The sequence below is a fragment of the Streptomyces sp. NPDC107654 genome, from assembly GCF_055639035.1.
In genome coordinates, this window is the sequence record NZ_JBVKBI010000004.1 from 74,671 (window position 1) to 95,275 (window position 20,605).

The 20,605-nt window shown below is 73.9% G+C and carries 14 protein-coding genes and 1 riboswitch; of the genes, 8 read left to right on the plus strand and 6 right to left on the minus strand.

The window, feature by feature from the left end; translation table 11 throughout:
- Positions 1–159 precede the first annotated feature (159 nt).
- Positions 160–1,449, plus strand: a complete 1,290-nt coding sequence (locus tag ACZ7N4_RS08610) for an ATP-binding protein (protein WP_471355275.1) — start codon at positions 160–162, stop codon at positions 1,447–1,449.
- Positions 1,446–2,198, plus strand: a complete 753-nt coding sequence (locus tag ACZ7N4_RS08615) for a LuxR C-terminal-related transcriptional regulator (RefSeq protein ID WP_471355277.1) — start codon at positions 1,446–1,448, stop codon at positions 2,196–2,198. The genes ACZ7N4_RS08610 and ACZ7N4_RS08615 overlap by 4 nt, the downstream gene beginning before the upstream one ends.
- A gap of 39 nt (positions 2,199–2,237) precedes the next feature.
- Here ACZ7N4_RS08615 and ACZ7N4_RS08620 read toward each other — a convergent pair whose 3' ends face one another.
- Positions 2,238–3,305 (minus strand): C40 family peptidase, encoded by a 1,068-nt coding sequence (locus ACZ7N4_RS08620; RefSeq protein WP_471356143.1) that lies wholly within the window; start codon positions 3,303–3,305, stop codon positions 2,238–2,240.
- A gap of 400 nt (positions 3,306–3,705) precedes the next feature.
- Here ACZ7N4_RS08620 and ACZ7N4_RS08625 point away from each other — a divergent pair, with 400 nt between their 5' ends.
- Complete coding sequence (locus ACZ7N4_RS08625) at positions 3,706–4,059, plus strand: hypothetical protein (protein WP_471355279.1); 354 nt, start codon at positions 3,706–3,708, stop codon at positions 4,057–4,059.
- A gap of 19 nt (positions 4,060–4,078) precedes the next feature.
- Here ACZ7N4_RS08625 and ACZ7N4_RS08630 read toward each other — a convergent pair whose 3' ends face one another.
- Positions 4,079–5,461, minus strand: a complete 1,383-nt coding sequence (locus ACZ7N4_RS08630) for a C40 family peptidase (protein WP_471355281.1) — start codon at positions 5,459–5,461, stop codon at positions 4,079–4,081.
- 10 nt (positions 5,462–5,471) lie between these two features.
- A riboswitch (cyclic di-AMP (ydaO/yuaA leader) is annotated at positions 5,472–5,641 on the minus strand.
- Between the two features lie 262 nt (positions 5,642–5,903).
- Here ACZ7N4_RS08630 and pcrA point away from each other — a divergent pair.
- A complete protein-coding gene (pcrA, locus tag ACZ7N4_RS08635; RefSeq protein ID WP_471355283.1) occupies positions 5,904–8,393 on the plus strand; it encodes a DNA helicase PcrA in 2,490 nt (829 codons plus the stop codon).
- A 40-nt stretch (positions 8,394–8,433) separates the two neighbouring features.
- Here the strand turns inward: pcrA and ACZ7N4_RS08640 are convergent, their stop codons facing one another.
- Both ACZ7N4_RS08640 and ACZ7N4_RS08645 read right to left on the minus strand, forming a co-directional pair.
- On the minus strand, positions 8,434–9,903 hold the full coding sequence (locus tag ACZ7N4_RS08640; protein ID WP_471355285.1) for a M23 family metallopeptidase: 1,470 nt from the start codon (positions 9,901–9,903) through the stop codon (positions 8,434–8,436).
- Positions 9,904–10,306: 403 nt separating this feature from the next.
- Positions 10,307–11,158: an esterase/lipase family protein gene (locus ACZ7N4_RS08645; RefSeq protein WP_471355287.1), complete on the minus strand. Its 852-nt coding sequence runs from the start codon at positions 11,156–11,158 to the stop codon at positions 10,307–10,309.
- 222 nt (positions 11,159–11,380) lie between these two features.
- On the opposite strand from ACZ7N4_RS08645, the gene ACZ7N4_RS08650 reads away from it, so the two are divergent.
- Positions 11,381–11,803, plus strand: coding sequence for a cobalamin B12-binding domain-containing protein (locus ACZ7N4_RS08650; protein ID WP_467927022.1), 423 nt, complete (start codon positions 11,381–11,383; stop codon positions 11,801–11,803).
- Here ACZ7N4_RS08650 and ACZ7N4_RS08655 read toward each other — a convergent pair.
- Both ACZ7N4_RS08655 and ACZ7N4_RS08660 read right to left on the minus strand, forming a co-directional pair.
- Complete coding sequence (locus tag ACZ7N4_RS08655; protein WP_471355289.1) at positions 11,779–13,455, minus strand: DUF5691 domain-containing protein; 1,677 nt, start codon at positions 13,453–13,455, stop codon at positions 11,779–11,781. The two genes, ACZ7N4_RS08650 and ACZ7N4_RS08655, sit on opposite strands and share 25 nt — an antisense overlap.
- An 88-nt stretch (positions 13,456–13,543) precedes the next feature.
- Positions 13,544–14,899 carry an SWIM zinc finger family protein gene (locus tag ACZ7N4_RS08660; RefSeq protein ID WP_471355291.1) on the minus strand — a complete coding sequence of 452 codons (1,356 nt, stop codon included), beginning with the start codon at positions 14,897–14,899 and terminating at the stop codon, positions 13,544–13,546.
- A 132-nt stretch (positions 14,900–15,031) separates the two neighbouring features.
- On the opposite strand from ACZ7N4_RS08660, the gene ACZ7N4_RS08665 reads away from it, so the two are divergent.
- Genes ACZ7N4_RS08665 through ACZ7N4_RS08675 form a run of 3 tightly spaced genes read left to right on the plus strand, consistent with a single transcriptional unit; the run spans position 15,032 to position 20,252 of the window.
- Positions 15,032–16,162, plus strand: a complete 1,131-nt coding sequence (locus ACZ7N4_RS08665) for an ATP-binding protein (protein WP_471355293.1) — start codon at positions 15,032–15,034, stop codon at positions 16,160–16,162.
- Complete coding sequence (locus ACZ7N4_RS08670) at positions 16,159–19,023, plus strand: DUF5682 family protein (RefSeq protein WP_471355295.1); 2,865 nt, start codon at positions 16,159–16,161, stop codon at positions 19,021–19,023. The genes ACZ7N4_RS08665 and ACZ7N4_RS08670 overlap by 4 nt, the downstream gene beginning before the upstream one ends.
- On the plus strand, positions 19,020–20,252 hold the full coding sequence (locus ACZ7N4_RS08675; protein ID WP_471355297.1) for a VWA domain-containing protein: 1,233 nt from the start codon (positions 19,020–19,022) through the stop codon (positions 20,250–20,252). The genes ACZ7N4_RS08670 and ACZ7N4_RS08675 overlap by 4 nt, the downstream gene beginning before the upstream one ends.
- Positions 20,253–20,605 lie beyond the last annotated feature (353 nt).

A 20,605-nucleotide genomic window follows, 5' to 3' on the forward strand; every position in this document is an offset into this window, starting at 1 on the left:
AATCGGCCCTGAGACGGGGCGGGGAAGCGTTCGACCGGCGCGAACCGCCGCGGAACACCGGCCGGCCCGCCCACCCGGAGCGGCCTCGAGGGAAGATCAGGGGCGTCTCGGGGACCGACCCTGATGCTCCGTCCGTCCGGCCGTGTGACCATCGTTGGCATGCCGGAAGCCGCAAGCCTGCCACTCGACGACCCGCGGCCGCCGCGCAAGCTCTACCGCAGCAGCGACGGACGCTGGCTCGGCGGAGTGGCGCGGGGCCTCGCCGGTCATCTCGGGCTGCCCGTCGTCTGGGTGCGGCTCGTCTTCGCCGGCCTGTTCCTGGCCGACGGCCTCGGAGCGCTGCTGTACGCCGCGTTCTGGTTCTTCGTCCCGCTCGGCGTCGGCGGCGTCGGCGACCAGAAACCCTCGCTGGTGGGCACGGGGACCTCGCCGGACGGCCGCCGCAGACTCGTGGCCCGCAAGCCGGACCGGGGCCAGATCGTCGCCCTGATCCTCATGGTCATCGTGTCCATGGTCTTCGTGGGCAGTGTCAACCTGGGCAGCGCCGCCAAGGCGTATCTGGTGCCCGCCGTGCTCGTCGCGGCCGGTGTCGCCCTCGTCTGGCGGCAGGCGGACAACGCCCGCCGGGCCCGCTGGGTCGAGGCCGGCCGCCGGCGCCGTACCCTCACCCTGCTCCGGGCGGCCGGCGGCGTCCTGCTCGTCACGGCCGGTGTCACCGCCATCTTCGTCCTGCAGGGGTCGGCCGCCCACCTCGGTGCGGTCCTGCAGGCCGCGCTCGCCGTCCTCGTCGGCATCACCCTGCTCGCCGGCCCCTACCTGGTCCGCATGACCCAGGACCTGTCCGAGGAGCGGCTGATGCGTATCCGCGCCCAGGAACGCGCCGAGGTCGCCGCCCACGTCCACGACTCCGTGCTGCACACCCTCACTCTGATCCAGCGCAACGCCGACAACGCCGGAGAGGTGCGCCGCCTCGCCCGCGCCCAGGAACGCGACCTGCGTACCTGGCTCTACAAGCCGGAGGGCACCGGCAAGGACGAGGCCGACGAGCCGGACACGGTCGCCGAGGCGGTCCGGCGCAACGCCGCCGAGGTGGAGGACAAGCACGGCGTCCCCATCGAGGTCGTGATCGTCGGCGACTGCCCGCTCGACGAGAGGACCACCGCGCAGATGCAGGCCGCGCGCGAGGCGATGGTGAACGCCGCCAAGTACGGTGGCGAGGGCGGTGCCGTACAGGTCTACGCCGAAGTCGAGGGGAGGACGGTCTTCGTGTCCGTGCGGGACCGTGGCCCCGGCTTCGACCTCGACGCGATACCCGCCGACCGCATGGGTGTCAGAGAATCGATCATCGGCCGCATGGAGCGCAACGGCGGTACGGCCCGGCTGCGGGCGGTGCCGGGCGGCGGCACCGAGGTCGAGCTGGAGATGGAGAGGGCGGAGAAGACGTCATGAGTGACGCGACCGAGGCGAACGGCACGACGGGAGCGGGGGGAGCCGCGGAGGCGGCCGAGTCCGGCCGGCCCGACGCCGGCGCGGGCGGGCGGCACGTACGCGTGGTGCTCGTGGACGACCACCGGATGTTCCGCACCGGCGTCCAGGCCGAGATCGGCCAGACCGCCGAGACCGGGGTCGAGGTGGTCGGCGAGGCCGCGGACGTCGACCAGGCGGTCACGGTCATCACCGCCACCCGGCCCGAGGTGGTCCTGCTCGACGTCCACCTGCCGGGCGGCGGCGGAGTCGAAGTGCTGCGCCGGTGCGCCGCGTTGATGACGGACGCCGAGCAACCGGTCCGTTTCCTCGCGCTGTCGGTGTCGGACGCGGCGGAGGACGTGATCGGGGTGATCCGCGGCGGCGCCAGGGGCTATGTCACCAAGACCATCACCGGCACCGATCTGATCGACTCGATCTTCCGTGTCCAGGAGGGCGACGCCGTCTTCTCACCGCGGCTGGCCGGGTTCGTCCTCGACGCCTTCGCCTCCACCGACGCCCCGCCGGTGGACGAGGACCTGGACCGCCTCACCCAGCGGGAACGCGAGGTGCTGCGGCTGATCGCCCGTGGCTACGCCTACAAGGAGATCGCCAAGCAGCTGTACATCTCGGTGAAGACGGTCGAGTCCCATGTCTCGGCGGTCCTGCGCAAGCTCCAGCTGTCCAACCGGCACGAGCTGACCCGCTGGGCGACCGCGCGCCGGCTGGTCTGACCCCTACGGCCCTGCCCTCGCCCCGCCCTCACCGGACCCTCACGCCACCCTGGTCGCCCCCGCGAACGGCATCTGGTCGATCGGGGCCAGGCGCACCGGTGCCGAGGGGTTCGGGGCGTGGATCATCTGCCCGTTGCCCACGTAGATGCCGACGTGACTGATCCCGGAGTAGAAGAACACCAGGTCTCCCGGCTGGAGTTCGGAGCGGGAGACCCGCCGGCCCGCGTTGATCTGGGCGTAGCTGGTGCGGGGCAGGGAGATGCCGGCGGAGCGGTAGGCGGCCTGGACCAGGCCCGAGCAGTCGAAGGCGTTCGGGCCGGTCGCGCCCCACACATAGGGGCTGCCGAGCTTGCCGTAGGCGTAGGCGACGGCCGCCGCCGCGCGTGCCGTGGGGGCCGGTGCGGACCCGGCCCGCTCCAGGGGCTTCCTGGGGTCCGCGGCCGACCGTGAGGCGTGTGCCCCGCCCGCGCCATCGGCACCGGTGACCTCCGTCCGCTGCCGCGGGGTCAGCCGCGCCAGCAGCCGCCGGGCCTCGTCCAGCTTGCCGGTGACGGTCTTCTTCTGCCGGTTCAGCTCCGCCTGCCGGGACCGCAGCGACCTCAGTTCGATGCGCGCGGCACCGCGCAACCGCTCGATCTCCCGCAGCTGCCGGCGCACTCGTGAGACCGCGGCGGCCTGCCGGTCACCGGCCCGTTCGGCGAACGCGGCGCCGTCCAGATACCGGTCCGGGTCGCTGGAGAGGGCCAGTTGCCAGGCCGGGTCGATGCCGCCGTCGCGGTACTGCGCCGCCGCGAACGAACCCAGCGCCTCCCTGGCCGAGTCGAGCTTCGTCCGCTCGCGGGCCGTCTCGTCCTGGAGCGTGGTCAGCCGCCGCTGGGCCGCGTCCGCCTTCTCCTTGGTCCCGTTGTACTTCTCGGTGGCGGCCTCGGCCTCCCGGTACAGCGTGTCCACCTTGGCCTTCACCTGCGCCGGCGTCAGCCGGGGCTCGGCGTGACCCGTCCCGTCGAAGACCGTCGCGGCGGCCGCGCCCGCCAGGGCGAGCGTGGCCGCCGTCCGGGCCGTATGGCCGCTGAGCGGGCGTTGCGGGGGCTTGCGGTGGGATGCCACCTGGACCGTCACGTCCTTCCGTACGTCTCCTGTGACCGAGCGGTCAGCGCTCCGTGGCGGCCCCGCACAGGGGGAGCGGGCCGTCGCCGGGCCTTTCTCGGCGGTGGTGACCGACTGCCGCTCCCGGTCCGACGGCGGTGGGGGAGGCGGTCACCTGGGGGAGGACGCTAGGCCGGAGAGTGACGACTTGGTAACGCAGTGTGCGGAAGTGGTGCGGACGGTCCCTGAAGTGACCGGATGTGTCCGCGTCGGTGGGTGGCAGTCGTCGCATTTACTGTGCGTGGTGACCGAAGGGCGGAAAGTGGGACTGCTGTGTGCTGTGGGGTGCTAAGGGGCGGATTTATGCAAGGTTCCGGCCCGGTGGCGGAGGCCCGGTGGCTCACGGTTAGGCTCCGGCTCCATGGACGCACTCACCCATCTCTTCGTCGGCCTGCACATCATCGGTATCGCCGCGCTGCTCGGTGGTTTCCTCACCCAGATGAAGGCGATGGGCCAGGGCACGGCCCGGTTCGTGCCCGGGATGCTGCACGGCGCGCTGACCATGCTGGTCACCGGCGTGGCCCTCGTCGGCCTGAACCAGGCCGACGACCACCACGTCAACAACGTCAAGATCGGCGTGAAGCTGGCCCTGCTGATCGTGATCCTCGGCCTGGTCTATGTGAAGCGCGACGAGGAACGGGTCGACAAGGGCCTCTTCGGGCTGGTCGGCCTGCTCACCACGGCCAACATCTTCATCGCCGTCCTCTGGACCTGATCCTCGACGCGCCCCCGTCTCAGCCCGGCCGCACCACGCTGTGGACGGCCGGCTCGCCGGTGCCCGACACCGGTTCCTCGCGGACGTACGCGCCCGGCCTGGGCGCGTGGATCACCATGCCGTCACCCGTGCAGAGCCCGACATGGCGGGCGTCGTCGTGGAAGAAGACGAGGTCACCGGGGCGGGCGTCGGCCGGCGCGACCGGGGTCCCGGCGCCGGCCTGCTCGCGGACGGTGCGCGGCAGGGTGACGCCGGCCGACTTCCAGGCGGCCTGGGTGAGGCCCGAGCAGTCGTAGGAATCCGGACCCGCCGCACCCCACACGCACGGCTTGCCGAGCTGGGCGCGGGCGAACGCGATGGCCTTCCTGGCCTTGGTCGCGTACGTCCCCGAGGGCGCGGCGGCGGCCTGGACGATTCGCTCGGACAGCAGCACGCGCGCGTGGGCGAGCTTTTTCCGCACGGCGGCCTTGGCCGCCTTGGGGCCGGCGCCGGCGCCCTGCGGGGTGGTGGGGGCGGGGGCTGCCGCGGTGTGGCGGGCGTGAGCGGCCTCGGCGGCCTGAGCGACGACCCTGGTGGTCCGGGTGGCCTGAGCGGGTGGGGCGGCCGATACGGCTGCGTCGCGGGCGTCGGCGGAGGCGGTGAGGCTGCCGGCTCCCACGGGTGCGAGGGCGGCCGTGTCCGGCACGGGCGGAGCGACGGGCGTACGGCGAACAGGCGGCGTGAGAGCCGTACCCCCGGTGCGCGTGGTTCCGCCGGCGAGCGTGGCCCCGGCGGCCGTGGTGCCTGCGGCCGCAGCGTGGCCGTCCTCGTCCCGGCCGGTGCCTCGCTGGGCCGGGATCATGCCGCGCAGGCCGGGAAGCGCGCGGTGCCGGGCGCGCCGGGCGACCTCGTCCCGGAGCCGCTGAAGGCTGTCGGCGCCGTGCCGAGGAACGTCCGCCCCGGCCGCCCCGGCGCCCTCCGCGACCCGGTCGCCCCGCGCACCCCGCCCGCCGGACCGTTCGACCCACCCGGCCCGGCGCTCGGCCTGCTCGGTCCGCCCGGTCCCGCGCTCGGCCCCTTGAGCAGGTCCGTTCCCTCGCCCATCCGGCCCGGTCCCGCGTTCCGTCCGCCCGGTCCCGCGCTCCGCGCGGGCGGCCCCCCGGTCCGACCGTCCGCCCCACTCCCGGCCCGCGGCGGACGCCTCGGCCGCCGACTCCGCTCTGCGGTACAGATCCTCGATCTTGCGCTCGACCTCCTCCAGGCTCGGCCTGCCGTCACCGGCCGCCGGCGCGGCTTCGGCGGTCTGGGACAGGACGGCCACCGAGGTGAGGGCGGCGGTGGCGAGGGCGGGGCCCGCGAGGGCGGGGGTGCGGATGCCCGCTCCCGGGGTTCCGCCGGGGCGCGGCTTGCGGTGCGACGCCAAGGGAGGCGACTCCTTCCCGTGCTGCCGCCTACCGGGTTAGCTGTCGGGTTCGGGCGGGATGCTCGGAAGGGTTGCCCTACGGCGTCGTCCCGGGCGGGAGTCGGCCGATTCACCCCAGGATCGGTGGGTCCCCGGCTCCGGGCACCGTGCGGGGCGCGCCGGACTCGGCGGAGGCCGCGCGGCCCGGCGAGGTTCGCCGGAGAGGGGTCGTGCGGCCTGACGGCAACCTAGCCAACTCGTGTGTCTTCTGTGAAGGTTGGTGCGCGGTATGTCCGATACATTTCCGTGACCTCGAGGCGGTTTCATGTGTCCGTGACCGGGTGCTTCCCGTGCGTGAGCAGGGGAAAGGCGTCGTAGGCGGGAAGACGGACGCTCCGGCGACGGTGGCGGGTTCCGGGGACGGGGACCGGTTGTCGGTGGGGCGCCCTAGACTCGGAGAGCGATGAGCAGCCTCTTTGACGACAGCTTCCTGGCGGACCTCCAGGCCCCTCGCGGGCACGAGGAGGAGCCCCCGCCGCCGCCCGAGGACGACCACGCTCCGGAGCGGGTTCCGGACGACCTGTTCGGCGGGAAGTTCGACGTGCCACCGGACCGGGACGCGTACTACCGCGACGGCGCCCCCCGTCCCGCGCTCGACCCGGCGGCACTCCTGGAGGGGCTGAACGAGAACCAGCGCGCCGCGGTCGTGCACGCCGGCTCCCCGCTGCTCATCGTCGCCGGTGCCGGCTCCGGCAAGACCCGCGTGCTGACGCACCGCATCGCGTACCTGCTCGCGGAGCGCAACGTCCACCCCGGCCAGATCCTCGCGATCACCTTCACCAACAAGGCCGCGGGCGAGATGAGGGAACGCGTCGAGCAGCTCGTCGGCCCGCGCGCGAACGCGATGTGGGTGATGACCTTCCACAGCGCGTGCGTGCGCATCCTGCGCCGGGAGAGCAAGAAGCTCGGCTTCACCTCGTCCTTCTCGATCTACGACGCCGCCGACAGCAAGCGCCTGATGGCCCTGGTCTGCCGCGACCTGGACCTCGACCCCAAGCGCTTCCCGCCCAAGTCCTTCAGCGCCAAGATCAGCAATTTGAAGAACGAGCTGATCGACGAGGAGGACTTCGCCGCCCAGGCCACGGACGGCTTCGAGAAGACCCTCGCCCAGGCCTACGCCATGTACCAGTCGCGGCTGCGCGAGGCGAACGCGCTGGACTTCGACGACCTGATCATGACGACGGTCAACCTGCTGCGCGCATTCCCGGACGTCGCCGAGCACTACCGCCGCCGTTTCCGGCACGTCCTGGTGGACGAGTACCAGGACACGAACCACGCCCAGTACGCGCTCGTGCGCGAACTGGTCGGCACGGGCGAGCGCGCCGCGGAGGACGCCGACACCCCGCCCGGCGAGTACGACGTCCCGCCCGCGGAACTCTGCGTCGTGGGTGACGCGGACCAGTCGATCTACGCCTTCCGGGGCGCGACGATCCGCAACATCCTCCAGTTCGAGGAGGATTACCCAAACGCGACGACGATCCTTCTGGAGCAGAACTACCGCTCCACGCAGACCATCCTGTCCGCCGCCAACGCGGTCATCGAGCGCAACGAGTCCCGCCGCCCGAAGAACCTGTGGACCAACGCCGGCCAGGGCGCCCGGATCACCGGGTACGTCGCCGACACCGAGCACGACGAGGCCCAGTTCGTCGCCGAGGAGATAGACCGCCTGGTCGACGCGGGCGACGCGCGCGCGGGAGACGTCGCCGTCTTCTACCGCACCAACGCCCAGTCCCGTGTCTTCGAAGAGGTCTTCATCCGCGTCGGCCTGCCCTACAAGGTCGTCGGCGGGGTCCGCTTCTACGAGCGCAAGGAGGTCCGGGACGTCCTCGCCTACCTGCGCGTCCTCGCCAACCCGGAGGACTCGGTGCCGCTGCGCCGCATCCTCAACGTGCCCAAGCGGGGCATCGGCGAGCGCGCGGAGGCGATGATCGACGCCCTCTCCCAGCGCGAGAAGATCAGCTTCCCGCAGGCCCTGAAGCGGGTGGACGAGGCGTACGGCATGGCCGCGCGCTCCACCAACGCGGTCAAGCGGTTCAACACCCTGATGGAGGACCTGCGCACCATCGTGGAGTCCGGCGCGGGTCCGGCGACCGTCCTGGAGGCGGTCCTCGAACGCACCGGCTACCTGGCCGAACTGCAGGCCTCCACCGACCCGCAGGACGAGACCCGGATCGAGAACCTCCAGGAACTCGCCGCCGTCGCCCTGGAGTTCGAGCAGGAGCGCGGTGAGGGCGAGCAGAGCACGCTCGCCGACTTCCTGGAGCAGGTCGCCCTGGTCGCCGACTCCGACCAGATCCCCGACGAGGAGGACGGCGACGGCGTCATCACCCTGATGACCCTGCACACCGCGAAGGGCCTGGAGTTCCCGGTCGTGTTCCTGACCGGCATGGAGGACGGCGTCTTCCCGCACATGCGCGCCCTCGGCCAGACCAAGGAGCTGGAGGAGGAGCGGCGCCTGGCCTACGTCGGCATCACGCGTGCGCGGGAGCGGCTGTACCTCACGCGGTCGGCGATGCGCAGCGCCTGGGGCCAGCCGTCGTACAACCCGCCCTCCCGCTTCCTGGAGGAGATCCCGCCCACCCACGTGGAGTGGAAGCGGACGGGGGCGGCGGCGCCGGTGTCCTCCGGGCCGGCGTCCGGGATCGCGGCCTCGCTGTCCTCGACGCGGTCGCGTTCCTCGGCGTCCGGCGCGTCCGGGTTCGCCACGCGGCGCACGGCGGAGAAACCGGTGGTCGGGCTGGCCGTCGGCGACCGGGTCACGCACGACCAGTTCGGGCTCGGCACGGTCGTCGCGGTGAAGGGCACGGGCGCCAACGCGGAGGCGACGATCGACTTCGGCGACGCCAAGCCGAAGCGGCTGCTGCTGCGGTACGCGCCGGTGGAGAAGCTGTAGCGGACCGAAAGGGCCCCGCTGGAGAGCGGGGCCCGGGGGTCTAGGTGGGGTCCAGTCCGTGGCTCCGCAGCCACGGCAGCGGGTCTATGGCCGCCCCGCCCGCAGGACGTACCTCGAAGTGCAGGTGAGGGCCGGTGGAGTTGCCGGAGTTGCCGGAGTAGGCGATCGGCTGGCCCGCCTTGACGGTCGCACCGGAGGCGACGCGGTAGCTCGACAGGTGGCAGTACCAGGTCTCCGTGCCGTCCTTCGCCGTCAGGATCAGCATGTTGCCGTAGGCGCTGTTCCACTTCGTGGTGACCGTGCCGTCGGTGGCGGCCATGACCGTGGTGCCGTACGAGACCGGGAAGTCGATGCCGGTGTGCACGGACATCCAGTTGATGCCCGCCTGGCCGAAGTAGGCGCTCAGTCCGTGCTGCGCCACCGGCAGCGCGAACTTGGGGCGCAGCCGCTCCTTGAGCGCGGCCTCCGCGGCCGCCTTCTTCTTCTCCAGCTCCTGCTGCGCCTTGAGGTCGATCCGCTCCTGGGTGCGGCTCGCCCGGTCGGCGAAGTCGGTGGCGCCGGCGGAGAGCGTCTTGAGCTGGCTGTCCAGCTTGCTGTTGGCGACCGACGGCTTGACCGGCTGGGCGTCCGCAGCGCTGGTGGAGGTGTCCTTGGAGTCGTCGGTTAGCGCGCCGACCGAGGCGGCGGCGATCCCGGCGACCCCCATGACACAGGCCGACGGCACGGCGACGGTCAGCAGCGCGGAGCGTTTGGCGGGTGTGCGGCGCCGGGAGCGCGCCCCGCTGCGCGAGCCCGCGCGGGTCGCGGGCGCCGGGCTGAACTCCTCCTGGCCGTCCAGCAGGCCGGTCACGGCGGGCAGTTCACCGGTGGAGTCCGGCTCGCCCCCGTCGGCGGGCTGGTCGCCGAAGTCGGCGTCCTCGTACGGCATCTGCTCGAAGGCGGCCGACGCGTCACCGACCGCCTCGAACGTCGCGGTGGGCATCTGGTCGAACGGTTCGCCAGTCTGCTCGGGCTGCTCCGGCGCGTTCTGCCCGGCGGAGTTCCACTGCGTGGCGTCGTACGCGCCCGTATCGAAGGTCTGGGCGCCCCACTCCCACTGCTGGGTGGCGTCGGCGCCGCCGGACTGGTCGGGCTGGAGCCAGGAGTTGGCGTCCCACTGGCCGCTGACGTCGTTCCCGGCGGACTGCGCGGGGAGGGACCAGGCGGTGCTGTCGTAGACGCCGGAGTCGTAGGCGGCGTGGTGCTGGGCCGCGTACGGGTCGTAGGCCGGGGCCTGGACCGTTCCGGTCTGCCACTGCGTGGTGTCGTAGGCACCGGTGGGCTGTTCGTCGCCCGGGAGGCTGCCGAAGAGCGGGTCGCTGTGGAAGGCCGTGGCCCCGGCGGAACCGTCGGCAAAACCAGTGGCGTCGTAACCGCCGTACGTGGTGAGGTCGTCGTAAGGGGCTTCCTGTGCCCCGTACGCCGCGTAGTGCGTGGTGGAGGCGTCGGAAGCCGGGGCCGGGGTGGTCATGCTCCCCGACGGGTGACGGTCGTTCACCAACTTCTCTTTCGCCTCGACAACAGGGGCTGCCAGAGCAGTGCGGCGACTGTACCCGGCGGTACCTGGGCGCGACAATCTTCGGCCGGTTTCGCGTGGGCCGGAAACGGGCATTCGGCCGTGTTTCGGCGGGCCCCGGACCGGACCTTGGCCTTGCGTTCGAAGAATGTTCGATGTTTGGCGGCAATATGGCCGCTCTGTGACGACTGTGCCGAGACTGTGCCCTGCCTTTGACACGTCCCCTGCCGCTGCCCGTGCGTGTCCCTGCTGCGGGTCATGCGCGGGCCTGCTGCGGGTCCGGCTGAGCCTGATGCGGGCCCCTGCCGCGGTCCCGGCCCCGCCCGGCCCCTTCCGGCCCCGTCCGGACCGGCCGGCCTCAGGCCACCGTCAGGCCGTCGGCGGACCGGTCCCCGGGGTGCGGGACGTCGAGGGCGTCGCGTATCCCGGCCGCCACGGCGGGATGCACGGGAAGGGCGAGATGACCGATGCCGGTCACCCGGACGTTGCACGCGTCCAGGTCGGGGTGGTCCAGGCAGGCCGTCTCCAGCGGGACCATCAGGGAGTCCAGGTCGCTCCAGAAGCTCACGAAGCGCGTCCGGCAGCCCGGCGCGGGCCGGGACAGCTCCTCGATCACCGCCGATCCCGGCCGCATCTGCCGCACGATGGGATGCGCGTCCGCCAGCGGCGCCACCCGCGTCCCGGCGTGGGGGGTGCCGAGGGTGACCAGCGTGCGTACCCGCAGGTCACCGCCCAGACACTGAGCGTAGTAGCGCGCTATCAGGCCGCCGAGGCTGTGCCCGACGATATCGACCCGGGCACAGCCGGTGCGCTCGCAGATCTCCTCGATGTGCCGCCCGAGCAGCTCGGCCGCGGTGCGTATGTCGCAGGTCAGCGGAGAGTAGTTCAGCGACTCCACCCGGTGCCTGCCGTGCTGGGCCAGGGCGCGGCGGAGCAGGACGAACACCGAACGGTTGTCGATGAAGCCGTGCAGCAGGACGACCGGCGGCGCCGGGCGGACCGGCAGCCGGACGGCGCCGTCCCCGTCCGGTCCGCCGCCGCAGCGGCGTTCCTGGATCAGGCCCGTCGGATACAGCAGGAGATGACCGGCCAGGATCGCGGCGTCCAGGGCCGTCGCCCTGAGCAGCGTCATCGACAGTCCGGCAATCCTGCCGGGCCACAGACGGCGGCAGAGCGGGAGAAAGAGCGGCAATACTCCGGTGACCTTCATGGCCGACCTCCCGTCGGCACGCGGAGGACGGCTCGGTCCCCCGTGTGCCTTCATGTCCCACCATGTGATTTCCCCCTCGCCGCGCCCCGTAAAACTGCCGGGTGCGGGATGCTGGGGATAACGTTCGTTCACTTCCGACGGTGGCGGAACGCGCCAAAAGTGCGGTACTTGTCGGTACGGACGGAAGCCGATCGCTTCCGGGGTCGCTTGATGGAGGCAGTGATGGGTGTGGCAGCCGGTCCGATCCGCGTGGTCGTCGCCAAGCCGGGGCTCGACGGTCACGATCGTGGGGCCAAGGTGATCGCGCGTGCCCTGCGCGACGCCGGTATGGAGGTCATCTACACCGGGCTCCACCAGACCCCGGAGCAGATCGTCGACACCGCCATCCAGGAGGACGCCGACGCGATCGGCCTGTCCATCCTCTCCGGTGCCCACAACACGCTGTTCGCCGCGGTCATCGACCTCCTCAAGGAGCGCGAGGCCGAGGACATCCTCGTCTTCGGCGGCGGCATCATCCCGGAGGAGGACATCCCGCCGCTGAAGGAGAAGGGCGTCGCGGAGCTCTTCACTCCGGGGGCGACGACCACGTCGATCGTGGACTGGGTCCGGGAGAACGTCCGTCAGCCGGCCGCGTCCGGCGGCTGAGCGGTTCCTTCCGTCTGCTCGGCGGGTGGTGCGGACGGGGCGAGTTCCCGTGTCATCGCCGCCCGCAGCCGCAGCGTCGTCACCAGCCGCTGGAACGCCTCCGCCCAGTAACCGCCGGCCCCCGGAGCGGCGTCCTCCCGCTCGTCGGGTATCGCCAGCAGCGCCTCCAGCCGTACGGCGTCCGCCGGGTCCAGGCAGCGCTCGGCCAGCCCCATCACCCCGCTGAAGCTCCACGGGTAACTGCCCGCGTCTCGCGCGATGTTCAGGGCGTCCACGACCGCCTGTCCCAACTCCGGCGCCCACGGGACCGCGCACACCCCGAGCAGCTGGAACGCCTCCGACAGGCCGTGCGTGGCGATGAACCCGGCGACCCACGCGGCCCGTTCGGCCGGATCGAGCGCGGCCAGCAGCTTCGCCCGCTCCGCGAGGGACACCGCGCCCGGACCGCCGGCCTCCGGCGCCGACGGCGAGCCGAGCAGCGCCCGCGACCACGCGGCGTCCCGCTGCCGTACCGCCGCCCGGCACCAGGCCGCGTGCAGCTCGCCCTGCCAGCCGTCCGTCACCGGCAGCGCCACGATCTCCTCGGCCGTCCGCCCACCCAGCCGCCCCGGCCAGGTGCCGAGCGGAGCGGCCTCCACCAACTGCCCCAGCCACCACGACCGTTCCCCACGGCCCACGGGCGGGGCCGCCACCACTCCGTCCCGCTCCATGCCGGGGTCGCATTCGAGCGGCGCCTCCACCGCGATCGCCGGCGCGTCCCCGGTGCGGTCAAGGGCCACGCACGCCGTGGCCCGTACGGCCATCCGTGCGGCGAGCGCCGAGTCCGGCAGCGCCGACAGCAGTTCCGCCGCCGTCGCCCGGACGTTGCGGCTGCGGTCGCCCAACGCCTGTTCCAGGAACGGCTCGTCCGCGTGCGACAGACCCGCGCGCAACGAGTCGAGGAACATCAGGCGGTCCTCCGCCCGCTCCGTCGCCCAGGTCGACACCAGCAGCTCGCGGCCCAGCGCGGGCGTACGGGCGCGCAGCGCGCCCAGCAGTGCCGCCCGCTCGGCGAACAGCCCCTCCTGCCACAGCCGGCGCACCGCCCCGGCGTCCTCCGGATCGGGCAGCGCGGCACCGCCACCGGGCGCCGCGCGCAGGGCGAACCGCCAGTCCGGGTTCAGCCGGGCCAGCCACAGCGCGCGCGGGCCCCCGAACGCCAGTGCCGCGGGGCGCAGATCCGTACGGCCCCGGGCCGCGTCCAGCAGCGCGGGCAGCGCCTGCGGGGGTGCCGCGTACCCGTGCGCGTTGGCCGCCGCCAGCCACTGCGGCAGGAGCTCCACCAGGTCGGGTGAGCCGCCCCGGCGGCCGCCGGACCCGCCCCCGGAGCGGTCGGCCAGCAGGGTGGCGAGCCGCCGTGCCGCCATCGCGGGCAGGGACGGGCGGGGGTCGGCGGGCGCCCGCTCGGGCCGCCGTGCCGCGCGCGCCGGCCGCAGTCCGGCCCGCCGCCGTACGGTCGCCACGGCAGCCGCGTCGAGCAGCGCCACCGGGGCCGGGCGGCCGGGCGCGGTCTCGGCAGGGGGACGCCGGTCGGTGCCGAGGAGCGCGGTGGTGACCAACTCCTCCCAGGAGCTTTCCGGCGCGGCGTCGCCGCCGGTCGGTGTCCCGTTCATCCCTTCCCCTTTCGCCGGGTCTTCCCTGGGTTGTCCCCGGGTTTCGCCTGGTGCGCGTGACTGTCTGTTCGGTCGGTCCCGACCTCGGTCAGCACAGGGGCACCGCCTCGCCCGCCCCCTCCGGCCAGGCCGTGAGCGGGGTGAAGCCGCGGTGGCCGCACTCGCCGAAGACCGTGACCGGTGCGCCGCCGGACAGGGCGACCAGCCGCCACAGACCGGGCCGGGACCGGGCGGTCCGGCTCAGCGGCAGGGCCGTGTCCGTGTCCGCGTCGGCCAGCTGCCACCGGTCGCCGTCCGGGACCGGTACCACCCGGCCCAGGGTGACCGGGACCGCGTCCAGCCACGGATCCTCCCGCAGGGCTTCGCCGTACCGTGCCACCGCCTGAGCGGCGTCCACACCCGGCGGGCGGAACGCGGCCGGGGCCGGCGGGCCGAACCGCTCGCCAAGGGCCGCACGGGACGGGCCGGAACCCGGATACGCCGTCAGTTCCGCGTCCAGGGCGAGGCCGACCGGCAGGGACAGCTCCGGAGCCCGGCCCGCCGCGCCGTACGACAGCAGCAGCCGGGTCCCGCCGGACTCGGCGCCGTACAGCCATGTCCGGCGCGTCGTCAGTTTCGGGTCCGCCGTGTCGTACTGGGCGAGGACCAGCCAGCGGTCGCGCACCGGCGGGCCGTCCGGTGTGGCGGGCAGACCGATCCGGGAGCGGACCGTGGCCGCGAGGGCCTCGGGCAGCCGGTCCCGGCCCAGCCAGCCCTGGTCCAGCAGGTGCAGCAGCGCGCACTCCTCCAGCAGGCGTGCCGGCCAGCCGGGACCGGATGCCGGAATCGCCCCCAGTTCCCGCACCCGCGCGGCCAGCCCCGGCGCCTGGGCGTCGACCATGCGGGCCGCCGTCTCCTCCCACAGGCCGTACCCCGCCTGTTCGGCCGCGGCCAGGCCGCCGCGCAGCAGGTCCGAGAGGCGCTGCTCCAGCTCGCTCGCGCCCGCCGTGACCCGCTCGGCCCGGCGCTCGGCCCGCCGCCGGGCCGCCTCCGGATCGGCGGGCGCGGCGACCGGACCCCCCTCGGCCCGTGCCCTCTTCGCCTCGACGCGTCCGCGCCGGCCCGCGAGCCACTGCCCGGCCCAGTCCGGCGGCCGCGCGCCGGCCGGCACCGCGCCGTCGTCCCCCGCCCACAGCAGGAGCAGCCCGAGCGCGTGCTTGCACGGGAACTTACGGCTCGGGCAACCGCACCGGTACGCCGGCCCGGCCGCCTCGGCCAGGTCCACCACCGTCTGGTAGGGCCTGCTGCCACTGCCCTTGCACAGCCCCCACACCGCCCCCTCTCCGTACCCGGTCCCCGACCACGGCCCGGCCGCGCCGAGCCTGCTCCCCGCCTTGCGTGACGCGGTGTCAGGCGCCAGTGCCAGCACCTGGTCCGCGGTCCAGCGCACCCCCTGCTCAGTCATGCCACCGACGGTAGGTCCCGCCACTGACAATCGGCCCGGCGAGCGCGTTCGTGCAGGTCAGATCGATTGTCAGTGGCGTGGTGCACGGTGGATGCCAGATTCGAACCGGCCGAGCTGGAGGGGGCCTCAGCCATGTCTGTGTCCGTGCAACCGACGACCGCCGCACCCGACCGCGACGAGACCGCGCAGGCGCTGCGACCGCACGCCGAGCACGCCTTCGCGGCCGAACTCGCCGCGCTCGCCGCGCAGGACGACCGCCCGCGCCCCGCCCGCTGGAAGCTGTCGCCGTGGGCCGTGGCGACGTACCTGCTCGGTGGCACCCTGCCGGACGGCACGGTGATCACACCCAAGTACGTGGGTCCGCGCCGCATCGTCGAGGTCGCCGTCGCCACGCTCGCCACCGACCGCGCCCTGCTCCTGCTCGGCGTGCCCGGCACCGCCAAGACCTGGGTGTCCGAACACCTGGCCGCCGCCGTCAGCGGCGACTCGACCCTGCTGGTGCAGGGCACGGCGGGCACCCCGGAGGAGGCGATCCGGTACGGCTGGAACTACGCGCGGCTGCTCGCCCACGGCCCGAGCCGCGACGCCCTGGTGCCCAGCCCCGTCATGCGGGCCATGGCCGAGGGCATGACGGCCCGGGTGGAGGAGCTGACCCGCATCCCGGCCGATGTGCAGGACACACTGATCACCATCCTGTCCGAGAAGACCCTGCCCGTACCCGAGCTGGGCGAGGAGGTCCAGGCGGTCCGCGGTTTCAACCTCATCGCCACCGCCAACGACCGCGACCGCGGGGTCAACGACCTCTCCAGCGCGCTGCGCCGCCGCTTCAACACCGTGGTGCTGCCCCTGCCGGAGAGCGCCGACGCCGAGGTCGACATCGTCACCCGCCGGGTCGGGCAGCTCGGCCGTTCCCTGGACCTGCCGGCCGCGCCCGACGGCATCGAGGAGATCCGCCGCGTCGTCACCGTCTTCCGCGAGCTGCGCGACGGCGTCACCGCCGACGGCCGTACGAAGGTGAAGTCGCCCAGCGGCACGCTGTCCACGGCGGAGGCGATCTCCGTCGTCACCGGCGGCCTCGCGCTCGCCGCCCACTTCGGCGACGGTGTGCTGCGGCCGGGAGACGTCGCCGCCGGCATCCTCGGCGCCGTCGTCCGGGACCCCGCGGCCGACCGGGTCGTCTGGCAGGAGTACCTGGAGACCGTCGTCCGCGAGCGCGAGGGCTGGACCGACTTCTACCGAGCCTGCCGCGAGGTGAGCGCATGACCGGCACCGACGGGAGCACGGCGTACAGCTCCGGGCCGCTGCTGCTCGGAGTACGGCACCACGGGCCCGGCTCCGCGCGCGCGGTGCGGGCCGCGCTGGAGGCCGCCCGTCCGGCCGCCGTGCTGATCGAGGGTCCACCGGAGGCCGACGCGCTGATCCCGCTGGCCGCCGACCCGGGCCTCAAGCCCCCGGTCGCCCTGCTCGCCCACGCCGTGGACGAGCCCGGCCGTTCGGCATTCTGGCCGTTCGCCGAGTTCAGCCCCGAGTGGGTGGCCGTCCGCTGGGCCGTGGAGCAGGGTGTCCCGGCCCGCTTCATCGACCTGCCGGCCACGCACACGCTCGCGTGGGAGCGGGACGCGCCCGCGCCGGGCGAGAGGGGCGGGGACGGGGACGGGGTCGGTGAGGGGGAAGACAGCGGGGACGGAGAACGGGGCGACGGGGGCGGAGACTCCGGGGCCGGGGAAGGGAGCGACGACGGTGGCAGCGGGGCCGGGGGGAGGGGCGGCGGGGACGAGGCGGTCCGTGTCGACCCGCTCGCCGTGCTCGCCGGGGCCGCCGGGTACGACGACCCCGAACGCTGGTGGGAGGACGTCGTCGAGCACCGGGGGCCGGGTGCCGGCGGCCCCTTCGATCCCTTCGCGCCGTTCGCCGCGGTGGCGGACGCGATGGCCGCGCTGCGCGAGCGGCACGGCGTCGGCGAACGCGACCGGGACCTGGTCCGCGAGGCGTGCATGCGGCTCCGGCTGCGCGAGGCGCGCAGGGAGTTCGGGGACGCCGTGGCCGTGGTGTGCGGCGCCTGGCACGTGCCCGCGCTGCGCGAGAAGACCAAGGTCACCGCCGACCGGGCGCTGCTGCGGGGCCTGCCGAAGGTCAGGACCGACCTGACCTGGGTGCCGTGGACGCACCGCAGGCTGGCCCGGGCCGGCGGATACGGCGCGGGCATCGACTCGCCGGGTTGGTACGGGCACCTGTTCCGGGCCCCTGACCGGCCGGTCGAGCGCTGGCTGACCAAGGTGGCCGGGCTGCTGCGCGAGGAGGACCGGATCGTGTCCTCCGCGCACGTCATCGAGGCCGTCCGGCTCGCGGAGACCCTGGCGGCGCTGCGGGGGCGCCCGCTGCCGGGCCTCGGCGAGACCATGGACGCGGTGCGCGCGGTGCTGTGCGAGGGCTCGGAGGTGCCGCTGGCGCTGGTGCACGACCGGCTGGTGGTCGGCGACGTCCTCGGTGAGGTCCCGGAGTCGGCGCCCGCGGTGCCGTTGCAGCGCGACCTGGCCCGGCAGCAGCGCTCTCTCCGGCTCAAGCCCGAGGCGCTGGAGCGCGAGCTGGAGCTGGACCTGCGCGGGGACACCGACGCCGGCCGCAGCAGGCTGCTGCACCGGCTCCGGCTGCTCGGCGTCGGCTGGGGGGAGCCGGCCCGGTCGCGGGGGAGCACGGGCACCTTCCGGGAGACCTGGCGGCTGTGCTGGGAACCGGAGCTGTCCGTGCGGGTCGCCGAGGCGGGCGTGTGGGGGACGACCGTGGAGGCGGCGGCACGGGCCAAGGCGGAGGCCGACGCGGCGGCGGCGCGCGCCCTGGCCGACGTGACCGCGCTCGCCGAGCAGTGCCTGCTGGCCGGTCTGACGGACGCGCTGCCCGTGGTCATGCGGGTGCTCGCCGACCGGGCGGCCCTGGACACCGACGTCGGCCACCTCGCCCAGGCACTGCCGGCCCTGGTCCGCTCACTGCGCTACGGCGACGTGCGCGGAACCGACATCCGCGCGCTGGCCGAGGTCGCGGCAGGCCTCGCCGAACGCGTCTTCGTCGGCCTGCCTCCCGCCTGCGTCGCACTCGACGCGGACGCGGCGGAGGAGATGCGCGGTCATGTGGACGCCGTGCACACGGCGGTGGGGCTGCTGGCGGAGAGCTTGGCGGGGGCGTCGGCGGGCGGTGAGCGGACGGCCGCCGGTGCGTCGACGAGGGGTGACGGGGCTGCTGACGGTGCGTCTGTGTTCGGCGGAGGTGAGGGCGCGGAGGTGTCGGGGGAGGGGGAACCGGTAGGTGCCGACGGGGTGACCGGAGACACCGGTGCCGGTGCCTCGGCGGAGGGGGCCGGGACGGGGGAGGGCGAAGCCCGGCCCTCCGTGGAAGGCGATGGCGGCGGCCCCGCAGCGGGGACCGGAGCCGGGAGAGGACCGGGTGCGGACGGGAAGGCCCGCCAGGGGCACGGTCCGTACCCGGCGCGAGGGGGACTGCGGGAGCGTTGGCGGGGCGTGCTGCGGGCGTTGGCGGTGCGGGAGAACGCGCCCGGGGTGATCCGGGGAAGAGCCGTGCGGTTGCTGCTGGACGAGGGGGCGCTGCCGCCCGGGGAGGTGGCCCGGCTGATGGGGCTGGCGTTGTCGCCGGGCACGCCGCCCGCCGCTGCCGCCGCCTGGGTCGAGGGGTTCGCCGGCGGCGGGGGCGGACTGCTGCTGGTGCACGACGAGCGGCTGCTCGGGCTGCTCGACAGCTGGCTGACCGGGGTGCCGGCCGAGGCCTTCACGGACGTACTGCCCTTGCTGCGGCGCACCTTCGCGGCGTACGAGCCGGGGGTGCGCAGAACCCTCGGCGAGCTGATCCGGCGCGGGCCGGAGGCGCGGCCCGGCGGGGCCGCGGCCCAGGCTGCCGCCGTCCCGGGCTTCGCCGCCGAACCGGACACCGGGCGCGCCGATGCCGTCCTGCCGGTGCTGCGGCTGCTGCTCGGCCTGGACACGGGCGACAGGAGGGCACACACAGCGGTGCACGACACGACATACGAAACGACGCACGAGGCGGCACACACGGCGGCGCGCGAGGCGACGCTCAGGACGACACACGGCGACCGCCTCGCGGGGGTGGGCACATGACACACGGACCGGACGCGGCCGACACCAGGGACACCAGGGACACCCGGGACACGAGCGACACCACCGTCACCACAGGTACCACCGACCCCGCCCGGGAGCGTCTCCGGCGGTGGCGGCTGGTGCTCGGCGGGGACCAGGCCGACGGCACGGGGTGCGCGCTGTCCGGCCGGGACGCGGCGATGGACGGCACGCTGGCCGCGCTCTACGGCAGGAGCGACAAACCGCGGTCGGGCCGGGACCGGTCCGCGGGGCTCGGTGCCTCGGCGCCGTCCGTGGCGCGCTGGCTCGGCGACATCCGCACCTACTTCCCGTCCTCGGTCGTCCAGGTCATGCAGCGCGACGCCATCGACCGCCTCGGCCTCGCCTCCCTGCTGCTGGAGCCGGAGATGCTGGAGGCGGTGGAGGCCGACGTGCACCTGGTCGGCACGCTCCTCTCGCTGCACAAGGCGATGCCGGAGACGACGAAGGAGACGGCCCGCGCGGTCGTGCGCAAGGTGGTCGAGGACTTGGAGAAGCGGCTCGCCACCCGCACCCGGGCCACCCTCACCGGCGCCCTGGACCGCAGTGCCCGCGTCACCCGCCCGCGCCACCACGACATCGACTGGAACCGCACCATCGCGGCCAACCTCAAGCACTACCTCCCCGAGCACCGCACGGTCGTACCGGAACGGCTCATCGGCTACGGGCGGGCCGCGCGGTCGGTGAAGAAGGAGGTCGTGCTCTGCATCGACCAGTCCGGGTCCATGGCGGCGTCCGTGGTGTACGCGTCCGTGTTCGGCGCGGTCCTCGCCTCGATGCGGTCGATCAGCACCCGGCTGGTCGTCTTCGACACGGCGGTCGTCGACCTCACCGACCAGCTGGACGACCCCGTCGACGTGCTCTTCGGCACCCAGCTCGGCGGCGGTACGGACATCAACCGGGCGCTCGCCTACTGCCAGGCGCAGATCACCCGGCCGGCCGAGACCGTCGTCGTGCTGATCAGCGACCTCTACGAGGGCGGCATCCGCCACGAGATGCTGAAGCGGGTCGCGGCGATGAAGGCGTCCGGGGTGCAGTTCGTGGCGCTGCTGGCGCTGTCGGACGAGGGGGCACCCGCCTACGACCGCGAGCACGCGGCGGCGCTGGCCGCGCTCGGCGCACCGGCCTTCGCCTGCACGCCCGACCTGTTCCCGGAGGTGATGGCCGCCGCGCTGGAGAGACGACCGCTCCCGGTACCCGACACGGCGTGAGTGGAACCGGCGCCGCGCGGGCACCCGGTGGGCAGCCGGGCCGAGCGCCCGGGAACAACTCCGCGGGGTGACCGGCCCCGGGCGGTCGAAAGCCGTCGGCCCGTCCGGGCGGAGCCGCGCGGACGGGGGCACGTGGTCCCCGTTGGGGTGGGGATCAAACGCCCCGGGGCCCCGGCCGACCGGGGCCGCCAGGGAGTCTCACCGGGTCGACCCCAGCCCGGTGAGGCCTCGCACACCGCCCGTACCGGACCCATAGGACGGCACTCTGTGCCAGGGAACCCGGCATCATGTGACAGGTATCACCGCTCACGTGTGACCCTCGATTTAGGGAGCCCCCGCAAGCGGCGATAACC